At 36.4% G+C, this 15,741-nt stretch carries 9 protein-coding genes; 3 read left to right on the forward strand and 6 right to left on the reverse strand.

From position 1 onward, the window contains the following. Positions 1 to 279: 279 nt before the first annotated feature. Positions 280 to 3,042 (forward strand): hypothetical protein, encoded by a 2,763-nt coding sequence (locus L2586_RS00690; protein WP_235290832.1) that lies wholly within the window; start codon positions 280 to 282, stop codon positions 3,040 to 3,042. Between the two features lie 177 nt (positions 3,043 to 3,219). On the opposite strand, the gene L2586_RS00695 is transcribed toward L2586_RS00690, so the two are convergent. From L2586_RS00695 to L2586_RS00705, 3 genes are read right to left on the reverse strand one after another with little or no spacing between them, the layout of a single operon-like run. Further along, positions 3,220 to 3,966, reverse strand: a complete 747-nt coding sequence (locus L2586_RS00695) for a succinate dehydrogenase/fumarate reductase iron-sulfur subunit (RefSeq protein ID WP_235290833.1) — start codon at positions 3,964 to 3,966, stop codon at positions 3,220 to 3,222. Positions 3,967 to 3,974: 8 nt separating this feature from the next. After that, complete coding sequence (locus tag L2586_RS00700) at positions 3,975 to 5,990, reverse strand: fumarate reductase/succinate dehydrogenase flavoprotein subunit (protein WP_235290834.1); 2,016 nt, start codon at positions 5,988 to 5,990, stop codon at positions 3,975 to 3,977. Between the two features lie 12 nt (positions 5,991 to 6,002). Further along, positions 6,003 to 6,674: a succinate dehydrogenase cytochrome b subunit gene (locus tag L2586_RS00705; protein WP_235290835.1), complete on the reverse strand. Its 672-nt coding sequence runs from the start codon at positions 6,672 to 6,674 to the stop codon at positions 6,003 to 6,005. 178 nt (positions 6,675 to 6,852) lie between these two features. Between L2586_RS00705 and L2586_RS00710 the strand changes: the two genes are divergently transcribed. Further along, positions 6,853 to 7,371, forward strand: coding sequence for a hypothetical protein (locus tag L2586_RS00710; RefSeq protein ID WP_235290836.1), 519 nt, complete (start codon positions 6,853 to 6,855; stop codon positions 7,369 to 7,371). A gap of 165 nt (positions 7,372 to 7,536) precedes the next feature. Further along, positions 7,537 to 9,663, forward strand: a complete 2,127-nt coding sequence (gene rnr, locus L2586_RS00715; protein WP_235290837.1) for a ribonuclease R — start codon at positions 7,537 to 7,539, stop codon at positions 9,661 to 9,663. Between the two features lie 365 nt (positions 9,664 to 10,028). Here rnr and L2586_RS00720 read toward each other — a convergent pair whose 3' ends face one another. From L2586_RS00720 to L2586_RS00730, 3 genes are all read right to left on the reverse strand, one after another. Next, complete coding sequence (locus tag L2586_RS00720) at positions 10,029 to 11,258, reverse strand: aromatic amino acid transport family protein (protein ID WP_235290838.1); 1,230 nt, start codon at positions 11,256 to 11,258, stop codon at positions 10,029 to 10,031. A gap of 655 nt (positions 11,259 to 11,913) precedes the next feature. Continuing rightward, on the reverse strand, positions 11,914 to 14,160 hold the full coding sequence (locus tag L2586_RS00725; protein ID WP_235290839.1) for a hypothetical protein: 2,247 nt from the start codon (positions 14,158 to 14,160) through the stop codon (positions 11,914 to 11,916). A 257-nt stretch (positions 14,161 to 14,417) separates the two neighbouring features. Then, complete coding sequence (locus L2586_RS00730; protein ID WP_235290840.1) at positions 14,418 to 15,740, reverse strand: TolC family protein; 1,323 nt, start codon at positions 15,738 to 15,740, stop codon at positions 14,418 to 14,420. Position 15,741 lies beyond the last annotated feature (1 nt).

Here is a 15,741-nt window from a genome sequence, read left to right on the forward strand (position 1 = left end):
CGATTTTATGGAAGTTAGTTTTAAACTCAGGTTATTAGTCTATTATCCGTAGGTATAGGAATGACTTCAATGATATAATGTTAAAGTTTCTCTTATTGTGGATAGTGTTAGACACAATAGTGTAGACGTGATAGAGGAATAGTGACTTCACTTCTGATTGTAAATTTAATATGATCATCATATGATTGTATCGGGTACTATTCAGGTATAAATCACCCTCTGGGGTGAGAAAAAATAATAGTTAATTTGTTAATATTGAGGTCATCTAATTCGATAATTATGTCACTAGTCGCAAGAAATACTTTGAACTTATCTAGATATATCGGAGTATTCCTGATTATACTAATGTTTTCTATCTCTTCATACGCTCAGAATGCGGTGTATTGGGTAGGTGGCTCAGGTGACTGGACGGATACAAACCACTGGGTGAAAAATTCAGGTGGAAGTAACATAACAGGAGAAATTCCAAATGAGGATTATATCGTAATTATTGATGGGAACTCAGGTCTTAATAGCGGATCTACCATTACGATTCCTCCAGGTGAATATTCTGTTCATGATCTAATTGTTACGAATACAAGTGGATTTACCCTTTTATTCAATGGAACTTCAATTAGTAATGATGTTGAAATGAATATATTCGGTGATCTTGATTTACCTTCTAATTTGAGTGTTGAATTTACCAGTCTGAGCACTACTTCGAATGCATGGAGATTCGTAGATAATACTTTCCATACGATACATACCCGTAACACTGATCTTATAAATGTAGAATTAGTAAGTGCAGGAGCATCTTACAGTCTAAATAGTCATTATACAACCTCGGTTCAAACACGAATGTATGGTGGAACGTGGAATACGAATGGAAGAACAGTAAATGCGGGTAAACTTTTGTTTAATGATGGAATAAATCCTCCGCAAATGTCCTTGACTAAGATTTTTAATGCTGGGAGCTCTACAATCAATTGTGACTCTTGGGATTCAAGATTGACTTATGGTTCACTGACCGTGACTGGAAACCACTTTATTAATACTGCCAAGTTTGTAGGGAGTCCAGTATATCAAGGGAATCAATTTTCGTTTTATGAAATTCGGTTACTTGAATATCCAGATAATCCAACGGGTGGTTCTATAGTCGAACATAATAACTTTGAATGTACTGATTGTCTCATTGAGAATTTGATCATCGAGGATACAGGGAGAACAAAATTGGCTGGGAAATTTACGATCAATGGTAAACTAACAGTGGTGAACGAAGGAGTAAGTGTAGAATTTAGTGGTGGCAACGGAAGGTCTAATCAAGTTACTCTAAATGGAATTGTAGTTACACCGTCAGTAAATGGCTGTGATCAGCGAACTGTTTTTAAGAATGTGCACAATGATTTTACATCACTCATGAGATCATCAGGGACTCTTACGATCAGCAATGCGGTTCTAGAGAATATTCAAGCATCAGGTGGCGCTGGAACAAACTTTATATTAAGTAACGGTGTTCTGCAAGGTTCTTCGACTGGATGGAGTCTACAGAATACTCCTAACGCAGTTGATTATTTATGGTTTTCGCCAAATGGTGTTCAAGGAGATTGGGATGATCCTACTAATTGGATGTTAGTAGGTGGTGGTTCTAATGGTTGTGTTCCATCTATTGTTGATGATGTACATATTTCTGATGAATCTAAAGGAGATATTCGCATCCCACCTAATTACACTGCCGAGTGTAGGGATTTTCTATGGACGAATAAGGATGGCATTACCCTAACACTTGACGGAACATCAAGTCTGAAAAGTGTGCTAAAAGTTACAGGTGATTTTTATACAGATCCATCGGCTAATTTCGTAGGTGCGAATTGGCACGAAGTCTCCTTTTCTTCTGCAACGAATAATGCAATTTCTGCAAATGATGTTTTGCTACCGGATGTTAGTTTTAGTGGTGATGATGGAGAGTGGAATTTGGAAAGTCCTTTTAGTGCTGATGAGATTGAATTTATAGGTGGACAATTCAATAGTGCAGGAGAGGATGTTACAACTGATTATTGGAGCTGTATAGAGGAAAATCCGAAACACTTTGTATTTAATTCATCACATATCGTTGTCAATGGTGAAATGGCGCTCTCAAGAACGACTAATAGTGGCGTAACAGTAAGTGCAGGAACAAGTTTAATAACTTGTGAGAAACTTACGAGTACGGTGACAAATTTATATGATGTGCAGTTAAACAATGCTAGTTCAAGAACACTGGATAATTATGCTTATAATTTTAATAGTCTTATTCTGAAAGGCATTGGGCAGGTGAATACACAGAATGATCTAACGGTAAAGGATTTGGTATTCGAAGCCAATGGTTCTTCACTTGCATTAGATATGGGCGAAGTTTTGACCATAAACGGAGGAATCATTAGTAATACAAGTAGTGGAAATCCAGGTATTTTAAAGTCTAGGGTAAATGGAACACAGGTTGATATTGACAAAGTTGCAGGAAATATTTGCGTATTAGGTTATGTTTCATTTGAAGATATTAATGCCGCACTTTCTGGAGTTTTCAATGCACCTCTTGGAATTGATGCGGGAAATAATACGGACATCAATTATGATAATGGTACATCAACAAGTGACTTATACTGGATAGGAGAAAGTGGAAGTTGGCTAGTGAATAGTAATTGGTCGAGAGTAGATGGTGGTTGCCCATCAACTAAAGATCCTAAAAATGCTCCGAACCTGTATTTTACCAGCAATAGTTTTTCTACGTCTCCAGCAACCGTAACGGTACCCTCTGCTACCACTGCAAATGATGTACATTTTTTGAATTCAGATAACTTGACGGTAAATGTCACCATTAATCTAACCCCGAACAATATATATGTGAATGGCGGCTATGCCAATTTTACAGGGAAGTTAGTAACGGTATTAGGATCTACGACTGTTCAGTCTAGTGGTTTTTTGACTACTGATATGACTAATACTTATAGGACAAATGAATTAGAGAGTAGTGGTGGAGCTGTTATTGTAAGGTCAGGTTCTTACATAAATGTGTTGCGTCAATAAGACTGAAGAATAAAGGCTTTAGCTTTATCTCGTTTTAAGTAAAAAAACTTATTAAGGGCAAATCATTAACAGATCGTGCATGAGTATTGGAATATATTGAAAGCTTTACACTATTGTTAGCTATATATTTACCTATAATCCACTACTCATGCAGATTTTATTTGTACAGAAGAATGATTAAGAACCAAATATAGAACCGACATAATTTCTATTCATTCTAGCAATATTATCAAGTGAAATTCCTTTCGGACATTCTACTTCACAAGCGCCAGTATTGGTACAATTACCGAATCCTTCTAAGTCCATTTGAGCAACCATATTCTTAACTCTTTCCTTTCCTTCTACTTTCCCTTGTGGTAGTAATGCATATTGGCTAACCTTAGCACCTACGAATAACATTGCACTAGAGTTTTTACAAGTTGCAACACACGCACCACATCCTATACAAGTTGCAGCATCCATGGCTAAGTCCGCATCTTCTTTAGGGATAAGAATCGCATTAGCGTCGGTAGTGTTTCCTGATGTATTCACAGAAATAAATCCACCTGCTTGTTGAATTCTATCAAAAGAACTCCGATCGACCATTAAGTCTTTTATAACTGGAAAAGCTTTTGCTCGGAAAGGCTCAATAGTAATTTTATCACCATCTTTGAACTTTCTCATATGTAGCTGACACGTAGTAACGCCTCTATCTGGTCCATGAGCTTCGCCATTGATAAACATCGAGCAAGAGCCACAAATACCTTCTCTACAGTCATGATCGAAAACAACAGGTTCTTCGCCTTTTGTTATCAATTCTTCGTTAAGAACGTCCATCATTTCTAAAAAAGACATATGTTCAGAGATGTCGGCTATCTTGTATTCTACAAAACCACCTTTGTCTTTACTACTTTTTTGACGCCAAATCTTTAATGTTAAATTCATATCCTTTATTATTTGTAAGAACGTTGTTTTAATTCAATATCGTTAAATTCTAACTCTTCCTTGTGTAAAATTGCATCTGATGGTTCACCTGTGTATTCCCATGCAGAAACGTACGCAAATTCTTCATCATTTCTAAGTGCTTCCCCTTTCTGCTCTCCGTCTTGAACTACTGATTCTTCTCTAAAGTGACCACCACAAGATTCTTCTCTATTTAAAGCATCTTTAGCAAACAATTCACCTAATTCTAAGAAATCAGCAACTCTTCCTGCCTTTTCTAATTCAGGATTAGTCGTATCTGCACCTCCTGGAACAAGTACATTTTTCCAGAAATCTTCTCTTAGCGCTTTTATTTCGGCTATCGCCAATTTTAGATCTGCTGCATTTCTAGACATTCCACATTTGTCCCACATAATCTTTCCTAACTGCTTGTGGTAATGGTCTACAGAATGGCTTCCTTTATTATTGACAAAGAAATTAATCTTTTCTTTTACTTCTTGTTCTGCTTTTTCGAATTCTGGAGAATCGGTAGATATTTCACCCGTTCTAATTTCATTCGATAAATATTTACCAATGGTATAAGGTAACACAAAGTAACCATCTGCTAGTCCTTGCATTAATGCTGATGCACCAAGCCTATTCGCTCCGTGATCTGAGAAATTAGCTTCACCGATGCAGTAGCACCCTTCGATCGTGGTCATTAAATTATAATCGACCCATACACCACCCATTGTGTAATGCGTTGCAGGATAGATCATCATTGGTGTTTTGTATGGATTTTCATCAACGATCTTTTCATACATCTGGAAAAGGTTGCCATACTTAGCTTCGATGACTTTTTCTCCTTCCGCTATGATTTCTTTCTCCGATGGATTTTTATGTCCATGTATCTGGCATTGCTCTTTACCGTATCTTTCGATTGCTGCTTTAAAATCAAGATATACTGCTTCTCCTGTTGCATTCACACCATATCCTGCATCACATCTTTCCTTCGCTGCTCTTGATGCCACATCTCTTGGAACAAGATTTCCAAATGCTGGATACCTTCTTTCTAAGTAATAATCTCTTTCATCTTCAGAAAGCTCTGTTGGTTTCTTTCTACCTTCTCTTATTGCAATAGCATCTTCCTTGCTTTTAGGAACCCAGATTCTACCATCATTTCTTAGCGACTCTGACATCAAAGTTAACTTCGACTGATAGTCTCCTGATCTAGGAATACAAGTTGGGTGAATCTGTGTATAACAAGGATTAGCGAAGAAAGCACCTTTTTTATGAATCTTCCATGATGCCGTAACATTACTTCCCATGGCATTTGTAGAAAGGTAGTACACATTTCCATAACCGCCTGATGCAATGACAACTGCATGAGCAGAATGCCTTTCTATTTCTCCAGTTTCTAAGTTTCTAGCGATGATTCCTCTTGCTTTGCCATTGACAAGAACAACATCAAGCATTTCATGTCTATTGTGCATTTGTATTTTACCTCTTGAAATTTGTCTATTCATTGCAGAATAAGCACCTAGAAGTAATTGTTGTCCTGTTTGTCCTTTAGCATAAAACGTTCTTGATACAAGAACACCACCGAAAGATCTATTGTCTAATTGTCCACCATAATCTCTAGCAAATGGGACACCTTGTGCAACACACTGATCGATTATATTGGCTGAAACTTCTGCAAGTCTATATACATTCGCCTCTCTAGATCTGTAGTCACCACCTTTTACCGTGTCATAGAACAATCTGTAGATAGAGTCTCCATCTCCTTGATAGTTCTTTGCTGCATTGATTCCTCCTTGAGCAGCAATAGAGTGTGCTCTTCTTGGTGAATCTTGGTAGCAAAATGCTTTAACATTATAACCTAATTCTGCAAGAGTTGCAGATGCAGATCCTCCTGCAAGACCAGTTCCGATTACGATAACATCAATGTTTCGTTTATTGGCTGGATTAACAAGGTCAATGTGATTCTTAAGATTTGTCCATTTATCTTTTAGTGGACCTTCAGGTACATTTGAATTTAATACTGACATATTATATTAAGATTAATGGATTGCAAAATGATATAAAGCGATAAAAATGAATCCTAATGGAATACCGATCGCATAGATATTTCCTATCGTTTTAATGATTTTATTTCTCATAGAAGGTACACCAAGTGACTGGAACGCAGATGCAAATCCATGTAATAAGTGGAGTGATAATAAAATGAAAGACAAGCAATACAATACAACTCTCCAAAGAGGCTGAAACTTGTGTACTAGTTCTTCATAATATCTGAAATTACCATTGATCATTCCCGAAGTATCTCCTTCTATATATTTAGTTGTTATTTCTGGAATCCAAAAATCGTAAAAGTGCAATCCTATGAATGCTAGAATTGCAGCTCCAGAAATAATCATATTTCTACTCATCCAACTAGAATTCGCGCTGCCATCATATTCAGCGTATCCTACAGCTCGAGAATTTCTATTTTTAATTTCTAAGACAAATCCCATAACGAAATGGAAAATAACTCCTAGGATTAGTATCGGCTGCATAACAAACTGAATAAGAATGTTATTTCCCATGAAATGAGATATACTATTAAATAAATCTTCACTAAACACCGAAGTGAAATTGATTACAAAATGTTGTAATAGAAATACCATTAGGAAGATTGCAGAGAGAGACATCGATATCTTTCTTCCTATTGACGAACTTAAAAATCCACTCATCAGTTTTTTAATTTATTTTATTCACACAAATTTAATTTTTATAGCAGAAATTAATTTGCATTCCCAATCTAAAGAATTTATTTAGAACGAGTCTAATTTGAACTGAATAAATATTTCAGTGTTAGAAATCCTTTAAAGCATTGAACTTTATAAAAAAATAAATATCTTTGTAGCGTAAATGAATAGAAACAAACCAAGTTTTAGTCAATTTCTTGACTTTTTCCCGCCAGTGGAGCTTCCCGTAAATTTAACAGATGATAGTTTAATTATCTTCAGTAAAGAGAATAAAGCATTACCAGTTGTTTTACTGCAAGAATTCATATTAGAACATGATCAATCTGAAACGGATGAATTCACTGAATATGTTCCTTGTTTTCAGATTCCGAACACGGAGAACTTTTATGCAGTTGTTTATTGGAAAGCACAGTTACTGACTTATGAATATCGACTGATTACTTTCGATTTACAAGGGAATTTTATTACTGGAAAAGTGATAGGTGGAACTTTAACGAATGGAAATACTGTTATCAAGACTGTTGCCAATATAGACGAAGATTGGATAATCCATATTGCCAGTGGTGAAGATGATGTAAGAAATCCTAATTATAATGCCGAGAACACCAAGGCTTATACTATGGAGTTGCTTAGCACTGGTGACATAATATTTTCTTTGAGTGATGATGATCTTCCACTCTGATAAACTTCCTATAGATAACGAAATTGTTGATTACATTTTATTACATGCATTCCTGCATGATGATGTGAAATATGACGATTTGTAAATAATAAATTAAATAAAAAACCAAGTATATAAATGGTTAAGAAAAAAAGAATTAAGGGCCAGAAATTAAAAAGAAGCCCGTTGAGAAATTATATTTTAAAAACACTTTCCGCAGAACCTAAAACTAGATTCTCGGCAAAGCAAGTGATTAAGAAAATTAAAGTTGCGAATCATGTAGATGCTGTAGAAATGGCGATGAGTGATCTTGCAAGTGAAGGAGCATTGATTAAAGTTAAAGAAGGAAAGTATACCATAAATCCTGATTATAAGGCTCCACCGAATCGAAGAAATGAAGTTAGAAGAACAGATACTCAGTTCACTGGAATAGTAGATATGACCAGATCCGGATCAGCTTATATTTTAGCTGAAGGTAAGGATAACGATATTTTTGTTTCAGGAAAGAACTTGAATGGTGCAATGAATGGAGACAAGGTGCTCATTAATTCATGGACACCAAGAGGAAGAAGAAAGCCCGAAGGAAAAGTCCTTAAAGTTATAGAGCGATCTTCTACCCACTTCTTAGGAACAGTAAGAATGTTTAAGAATCAGGCATTACTGATGGTAGACAATGCTTATAATAACATTGACATCAGAATACCGTTCAGAGATCTGAATGGTGCGGATGATGGAGATAAAGCGATCGTGAAAGTTGTAGAATGGGGAAAGCCAGGTCAAGACCAATTTTTAGTAGGTAAAGTAGAAACTAACCTAGGAAAGGCGGAATCTAATGACGTAGAGATGAATGCTATATTGATCAATAATGGATTTAATATTGCATTCCCATCTGAGGTAATCGAAGAATCTGAAAAGTTAACGGATGAGATTACTGAAGCAGATATTGCTGAAAGACGTGATTTTAGAAAGGTAACTACGATTACAATAGATCCTGACACTGCGAAAGATTTTGATGATGCACTTTCTTATCAAAAATTAGACAATGGAAATATTGAGATAGGAATTCACATTGCAGATGTGACTCATTTTGTTGTTCCGGGGACTGAATTAGATAAAGAAGCATTCAGAAGATCTACTTCTGTGTACTTAGTAGACAGAGTGGCACCGATGTTACCGGAAAAGATTTCAAATGAACTGTGTTCTTTAAGACCGAATGAAGATAAGTTTACCTTTTCAGCCGTTTTTGAATTTGATGACAAATTTGAAATCAAAAGAGAATGGTTTGGTAAGACTTTTATCCATTCAGATCGTCGATTCACTTATGAAGAAGCTCAGGAAGTCATAGAAACAGGCAAGGGAGATTTTGCTGAAGAGGTGCTTATGATGAATAAGGTAGCACATAAATTAAGAAAGGATAAGTATAAAAATGGAGCGATATCTTTCGAGTCTGATGAAGTAAAGTTTGAGTTAGATGAGAAAGGCAAGCCGATTAGCGTTTATGTTAAAGAGCGAAAAGATGCCCATTTATTAGTTGAGGATTTTATGTTATTAGCTAATAAAGGTGTTGCAAAATATATAGATAAGAAGAGTGGGGGAGTGGAGATTCCATTTGTATACCGAGTTCACGATGAACCAGATCCAGATCGAATTAGAGATTTTGCTTTATTTGCTAAGGAATTAGGTTTTGATATGAAAACGGATACACCAGAGCAAATTGTAGCTTCATTTAATAGTCTTGCAGGTGCAACGAAGGAAAATGAATTATTAAAAATGTTAGAGCCCTTGGCTATTAGGACGATGGCCAAAGCAGTTTATACAACCGACAACATTGGTCACTATGGACTAGGCTTTGATTTTTATGCGCACTTCACAAGTCCAATTAGAAGATATGCCGATGTACTTGTACATAGGATTTTGTATGCCAATTTAGGTGGCGTGAAAAGGTATAATAAATCAGCCCTTGAAGATCAGGCGATTCACATTTCTGCGCAAGAGCGGAAAGCGATGACTGCGGAACGTGAGAGTATTAAATACAAGTCTGTAGAGTTTATGCAGGGCAAGGAAGGAGAGGAGTTTGATGCTAATATATCTGGGATGATTGATAAAGGGATTTTTGTTCAGTTAAAAGAATCTAAAGCTGAGGGTTTGATCTTATTCAGTGATTTCAAAGAAAGCTTTGAATTATCAGAGAGTAAATTGAAAGCAGTAGGATTGAGAACGAAGCGAGTATTGTCCATGGGCCAAGAATTAAGAGTTAAACTGATAGAGGCAGACCTTCACGCAAGACAATTAGATTTCGAGATTGTTGAATGAGTGAGTGGTCCGCAGGAATTTTAACGGAGTTAAAATAACGAACGAACCTGCGGCATACCCGCAGGATGGGAAGGCTGGTCCGCAGGAATTTTAACGGAGTTAAAATAACGAACGAACCTGAACGAACGACTCCGCTGAATAGTGGATCGAGTACGACAGTGCTCGAAGAGAGAGAACTGCGAAAGCAGCTGCGGATGCGGCATACCCGCAGGATGGGAAGGCTGGTCCGCAGGAATTTTAACGGAGTTAAAATAACGAACGAACCTGAACGAACGAATCCGCGGAATAGCGGATCGAGTACGACAGTGCTTGAAGAGAGTGAACCGCGAAAGCGGCTGCGGATGCTGAAACCCGCAGAGTTTATTCTACCATACGGGCAAATATCCCAAGACGGAAAGTAATTGGCAAACGCACACTAAAACATTGGCCAATAAGAAAAAGTATAGTAAGGTATTCCCTCCGGGGACTCTGTAAGAAGTTGCTCGTTGTGATATTCTAAATTTCCGTGCGATGAAAAAATAGGCTATAAACAATAATGCTGCAACTAACCCAGCATAACCTATTGCTGTAATAAAGCCATGTGGGAAAAAGAAACTACATACTCCTGAAGGAAGAAAAGTGATCAAAGCACTGTAGAATCTGCCTTTTCTATTGTCTTGAAGTTCAAATTTATCAGCTACATAATCAAAGAGGCAAAGACCTATTCCCAGAAATGACGATATAATAGCAAAGTTAGAAAATAGAGCTATCGCTTGATTCACCCATTGGTTTTCGCTTCCTGATTGGAGTGCTGAAACTAAGTCGCTGATATTACCTCCACTTTGATTAATAGGGACGAATTCATCTCGCGAAATATTCCCAAAAATCACAAAAATGAATAAGAGATAAACAACAAAAGCAAGGAGGGAGCCTATCAGCATCCCTTTTTTGATGACCTTAGGCTTGTTACCATAATGTTTATACAAGCTCGGCACCACTGTAGAAAAGGCAAATGCAGTTAATAGATAAGACAGAGATGCCCAGGAATATTTAAAATACCCACTTCCTCCAGTATCCAAAAGTTTATTGATTTCGACCTGAAATGAAAATCCACCAATAAAGAGAAAAAATGTAATCGTCATTCCTATAATGAGAATGCTAGAAATTTTGCCTACTAGAGTTGTGCTCCACCATACGATGATGGCGAGACCTAGACCGAAGATTAAACTTATACTTCCAGATAACCAATTACTTGCTCCAGATGTGGGTAAGCCTAGTATTGTAGAAGTCATATTTCCGAATGCACTAAAATAGGCATATAATACGATCGCCATTAGAAAAGCAAATCCAATTCCGAAGATCGGATTCCAAAAGTCACCCAATAAAGTTTTGACGATCTTGTCAAAACTATCGCCTCTTTCAAAACCTAAATTTACTTCTAGCAAGTATAGTGCATTGAGGTAATTAATAAACCAGATGAAGAGTAATGCAATGATACTAAGTTCGAACCACATTCCAGAGCAGACGATGGGTATAGAAAACATTCCAGCACCGATGGATGTTCCAGCTGTTATCATGGTACCAGTCAAGGCGGAATCCTTATTGAATAACTTCATTTATTGGGGTTTTAAAGTGGGTTATACTGCAAAATAAATAAATGGCGGTAATTAATGAATTTTAAATTTTAAGAAAGATCTGCCTTTTTATCGGTAAGTGAAGAGTTTAGCAAGTGGAATAGTAGTTAGATGTGAAGCGTTTTCAACTTGCTAAAAGAAGTTATATAAGTTGTTTTTTTGTGGATTTTCTTTTTCAATTTGATCTATACATACAAAAATAATTTAATATTTAATAAACTTTCTTTCAGTTGTATTGTCTTTTTAACATAAATATTTATATTTTTAATATATTTAATTGCAAGATATTAAGTGAAAGTTATATATTTACGTAACAATTCAGTGGTAGATAACGTTTTATCACATATAAAAGTAAAAGATAATATATCTAAACATATAATGGCACGGTTTCTGAATTATCCTAAATAGTTGTATTTAAAATAATCCTAATATGTGCCTAAAGAAGTAGTTTTCTTATTTTGAGACCTTAGTCGAAAAGTCCGGACTTGTTTACAAGTTCGGGCTATTTTTTTGTGCATTATGAAATGTTCTATTATCTAAATTTCCAAGTCATTTCAGAAAAATAATTCATTTCAAGAATTTTGTTTTAATCTAATGTCTACAGACTAAGTTTATAGTCACATCTATTTTATCATAATCATTGACTAATTTCCTCTTCGAGGTATCTACAATTAATAACTTTCTCCATTAAATCCTGAGGTAGGTAAAAATATTGATTGCTTGCTTCAAATCCAATTCTAGAATCATTAGCGGTTACTTTATATAAAGCTTTAGCTAATTCAATTTCGGATTTCAGTATTTCTAACATTGCTAACCGATCTTGTTCATTAATCAGTTCTACATTCTGATCTCTGAGTTCTATAAACTTTATTTGATTGGCTACTGAAGCAAAATGTAACATACAAGCCTTAGCTATTCCATAGTCTGCTTGTGCTAGAGCTCTTTTAGAGGTTGGAACAGTCATCAGCAAATCTTCAAACGCTTCAATTCCTAATGACCACTTTTCTGTCATTTTCTTAAATTGATCGTAAAAAACATCTCTAGGATATGGTCCACGCCATGCATCTAGATTATCATATGGAAAACAAACCATCGTAGAATTATATCCTGAAGGTTCTGCAAATAATAAGTTTGCAGGTCCATATTGCTGCGGGGCGTAATAGAGCACATTTATATGATAAGGAAATTCTCTAAAAGCATCGCTAAATTGCTTCCATGCAAAGCGTGCTTTAGCTATATTTTCATTCCCATATCTTACCCCAGCAATATTATTAAGTACATTTTCTACAAGCGCATTGGGATTCTTGGAGAATTGATTAGCTATTTCTAGATTTGGAGAGGGATATCCGCCCAATGACCAGCTTAACATGTATCCATCGACTTCAGATTTTGCTAGATTAGAAGCATGTTCAGCAATCAGGTCTAATACAGGTATCCAAGGAACAGATGAAATCTCCCACGTATTATTAAACTGTACTTTTGCTACGGTTCGCATTTCTTTTTCTTGTGCCTCTTTCCAATGCATTTTTGCACGCGGACCTGGACCTATTGCAGATATTGAATATTCTCCCACAGAGCTTGCTATATTACCTCTATTTATAGGCTTAGCCCATTCACTTACAGACATAAACCATAGATCTTTATCCAATTTCTTTATGATTTCGCGGCCATCCCCATGTCCATTCCATCCCCAGTCCCACGCAATAACTTTGGCACCTGGATTTCCTGCATGTACTCCATCTGCAATAGTCTTATTAATATTGGCAATGACACTGGAATACCCCAGTTCGCTACACCGAATACATTGGCTTTGTAAGCCATGTGATGCACAATTTGTCAGGTTCTCTGAAGCCGTAATAGTAAATACTCCTCCCAAATCATTTACTTCCGTGAATACATGCTTAAGTGAAGATTTAATCCACTCTTTTACTTCATCCGTGCTTGTACACATGGTAGCTAGATCTCCACTGGTTACACCTTGCAAGTCCTTTCTTTCGTCGAAAAAAGAAAGCGGCATAGCTCTAGGTTCATTCATGTAGAGGTATACTTTTATGCCATATTTGCCTGCCCTTTCTACGATTTTAGCAAGTTCTGATAAGCGTTTCTCACTGCCGATGCCAAATTCAGGAAAGTCTGGATTCTCTGGACTTAGTTGATGCAATACTACATGCAACCATATGCCATTTACACCTTGATTGGCTAACTGAGATAAAAGACCTTCAGGATATGGATTTGTTTCAGCATTCAGTAAAGGATCTCCAAAAGCTCCAAAGTATGAATATATAAATCGTAATCCATCATTATTGCGCTCTGGGTGGTAAGGTATTACATGTTCTAATTCTTTGAGGAAACCGTATCGAGGCTCTCCCAATTGATTAGTTTTTGGGAAATTTTCCTGAACAATTTTCTTTATTTTTATAGCGCTTTGTTCTTCAGTTGGCGTAGGTAAATGATATTCTAATCGACTAGCATTTGGTTTTAATGAGCCTAATTTATAATACAAGAAGTCGTCCTCTTTGAGCGCGAAATTCAATTCAGCTTCATCCATTTCCAGTATACTCATCAATTGTTCATAAGGTAACAGATGCCAGTTCCTTCTGATGATGGTTATATATAATTGCTGTGTGCTTATTGCGTCCCATTGCAAATCCTTTTCTAAACCCATAGACAAAGCCACTTTTTCAATTTCCTCAGCAGAGCAGCCGATTGTTGCTCCTAGCCTTTCTGAACTAACTAAGTTCCAGTTTCGCCATATAAATACATGCATTCTGCTTGGGAAATGTTTGAAAATAATAGGATCTGGAGAACTTCCGTGTGGCAATGTTTCTTGAGCGTTACCTACACAAGCTATAAGGATGAATAGCACGATATGTACTCTTTTCATGAATGTAATTTGAGGTTATTAAAAGCCTATCTTTGTTAATGCTCAAATTAATATAAATTTGAACATTCGAATTCAGAAATGAGATTTAAATGATATAAAATCTACCACTAGATAATGTCAGTCGTTTAAATCTACACTCTTTGGATGATCTAACTTAAGACTTTATATTTATCATCTTGCAATCTTATACTTGAACGATTTGTAAATTCATTGCTCGCTTCTGAATAACTATACCTGCTGTTTTATTCATAAAGCACTTATAGCCAAGACTCTCCTGATAATTCCATTAGTCCGATATAAGCTATTGACATCTGATATTCTGCTTGAACCAACCGCCTTTGAATAGCCAACCGTTGGATACGAACCTGTCTTAATTCATACTGAGTGATTCCTCCATTTTCAAACAAGGCATTTGCTAATTTGAAGTTCTCTGCAGCTAAGTCTAGATTCTCTTTTTCTAATTTCGCCTGAGCTACATAATATTGATACTTCTGATATAGAATGAAGAGTTCATTCTTCGTTTCTAAGCTAACTCGATCTATTGATATTTCAGAAATCTTAGCTCTCAGTTCAGCGATCTGTAATTCTCTTTTGACCCGATTCCCATCGAAAATATTATACCGAGCTGTCAGCCCTATAAATGGCCCTACAGATTGGTTGCTCGTAAGAAATCCAGTAGTGGAATTAAGGTAGCCGAAGTCAAGTCCAGAATTTACGGAAATCGTAGGAAGTGATGCGGCTTCTGCTAATTCAATATCTTTTTTTGCAATTTCATATGTTTTTTGAGACGTTTTCAAATCGAAATTTGAATTTAAAGTCTTCGCTACCCAGCCATCATAGTTAAGTAGTTCGTCTGGCATCACAAAAGAGGTGTCCACGTCAAAAGTTGTTGACGCGTCTCGATTCAGATCCATATTTAACTGCGCAGTCGACATCTCAAATTCCATTTTGGCCAATTCTCTAGCATTGATCAGCTCGTTCAGATCAGTTTGCGCCTGTAGAACGTCCAGTTTTGTTCCTGATCCAATCTCCAGCTTTGCTTTAGATAACTCCACTAACTCTGACAAATAATCAGCATTCTCATCTAGAATTTTAATCAAGGATGATTGTAAGACCAAGTTTTGGTAAGTAACAGAAATGTCTGCGCTTAAGGCTTGCGCTTCTTTTTTTAATGCAAGGGAAGCCAACTCGAATTCATTGAAAAGCCGATCTCTTCTTACGAACATCGCCATTCCATCGAAAATAGTCCAGTCTAAGCGCACTGAGGCTCCTGTATTAAAAGCTGAACCACCATTGATCGCATTTTCTCTACCATCTAGAAATACCTGCCTTGAATTACTAATGCTATAATTAACGTTGCCCTCTGCAGTCACAGTTGGAAGCATTCCAGCTGCACCATTCGTCGTGTTCAATTTTGAAATAACAATTTCTTGCTCTTGAGTTTCCAGGTATAGATTTTCTTCTATCCCTATTTTCACGGCATCTTTCAGGCTTAAATGTTGACCTGCTAATGATGAAGTGGACACTACAAAGATTGCCAGGCAATAAATAGAGACGCGTTTAATATTTTTTATACTCATT

This window comes from Portibacter lacus, from assembly GCF_021533215.1.
Classification (GTDB): Bacteria; Bacteroidota; Bacteroidia; order Chitinophagales; family Saprospiraceae; genus Portibacter; species Portibacter lacus.

What these genes read in the sequence shown, in the direction of transcription:
- L2586_RS00690 (WP_235290832.1), top strand. Translation starts at nt 280, where the DNA reads ATGTCACTAGTCGCAAGAAATACTTTGAACTTATCTAGATATATCGGA.
- L2586_RS00705 (WP_235290835.1), bottom strand. Translation starts at nt 6,674, where the DNA reads ATGAGTGGATTTTTAAGTTCGTCAATAGGAAGAAAGATATCGATGTCT.
- L2586_RS00700 (WP_235290834.1), bottom strand. Translation starts at nt 5,990, where the DNA reads ATGTCAGTATTAAATTCAAATGTACCTGAAGGTCCACTAAAAGATAAA.
- L2586_RS00695 (WP_235290833.1), bottom strand. Translation starts at nt 3,966, where the DNA reads ATGAATTTAACATTAAAGATTTGGCGTCAAAAAAGTAGTAAAGACAAA.
- L2586_RS00720 (WP_235290838.1), bottom strand. Translation starts at nt 11,258, where the DNA reads ATGAAGTTATTCAATAAGGATTCCGCCTTGACTGGTACCATGATAACA.
- L2586_RS00710 (WP_235290836.1), top strand. Translation starts at nt 6,853, where the DNA reads ATGAATAGAAACAAACCAAGTTTTAGTCAATTTCTTGACTTTTTCCCG.
- L2586_RS00730 (WP_235290840.1), bottom strand. Translation starts at nt 15,740, where the DNA reads ATGAGTATAAAAAATATTAAACGCGTCTCTATTTATTGCCTGGCAATC.
- L2586_RS00725 (WP_235290839.1), bottom strand. Translation starts at nt 14,160, where the DNA reads ATGAAAAGAGTACATATCGTGCTATTCATCCTTATAGCTTGTGTAGGT.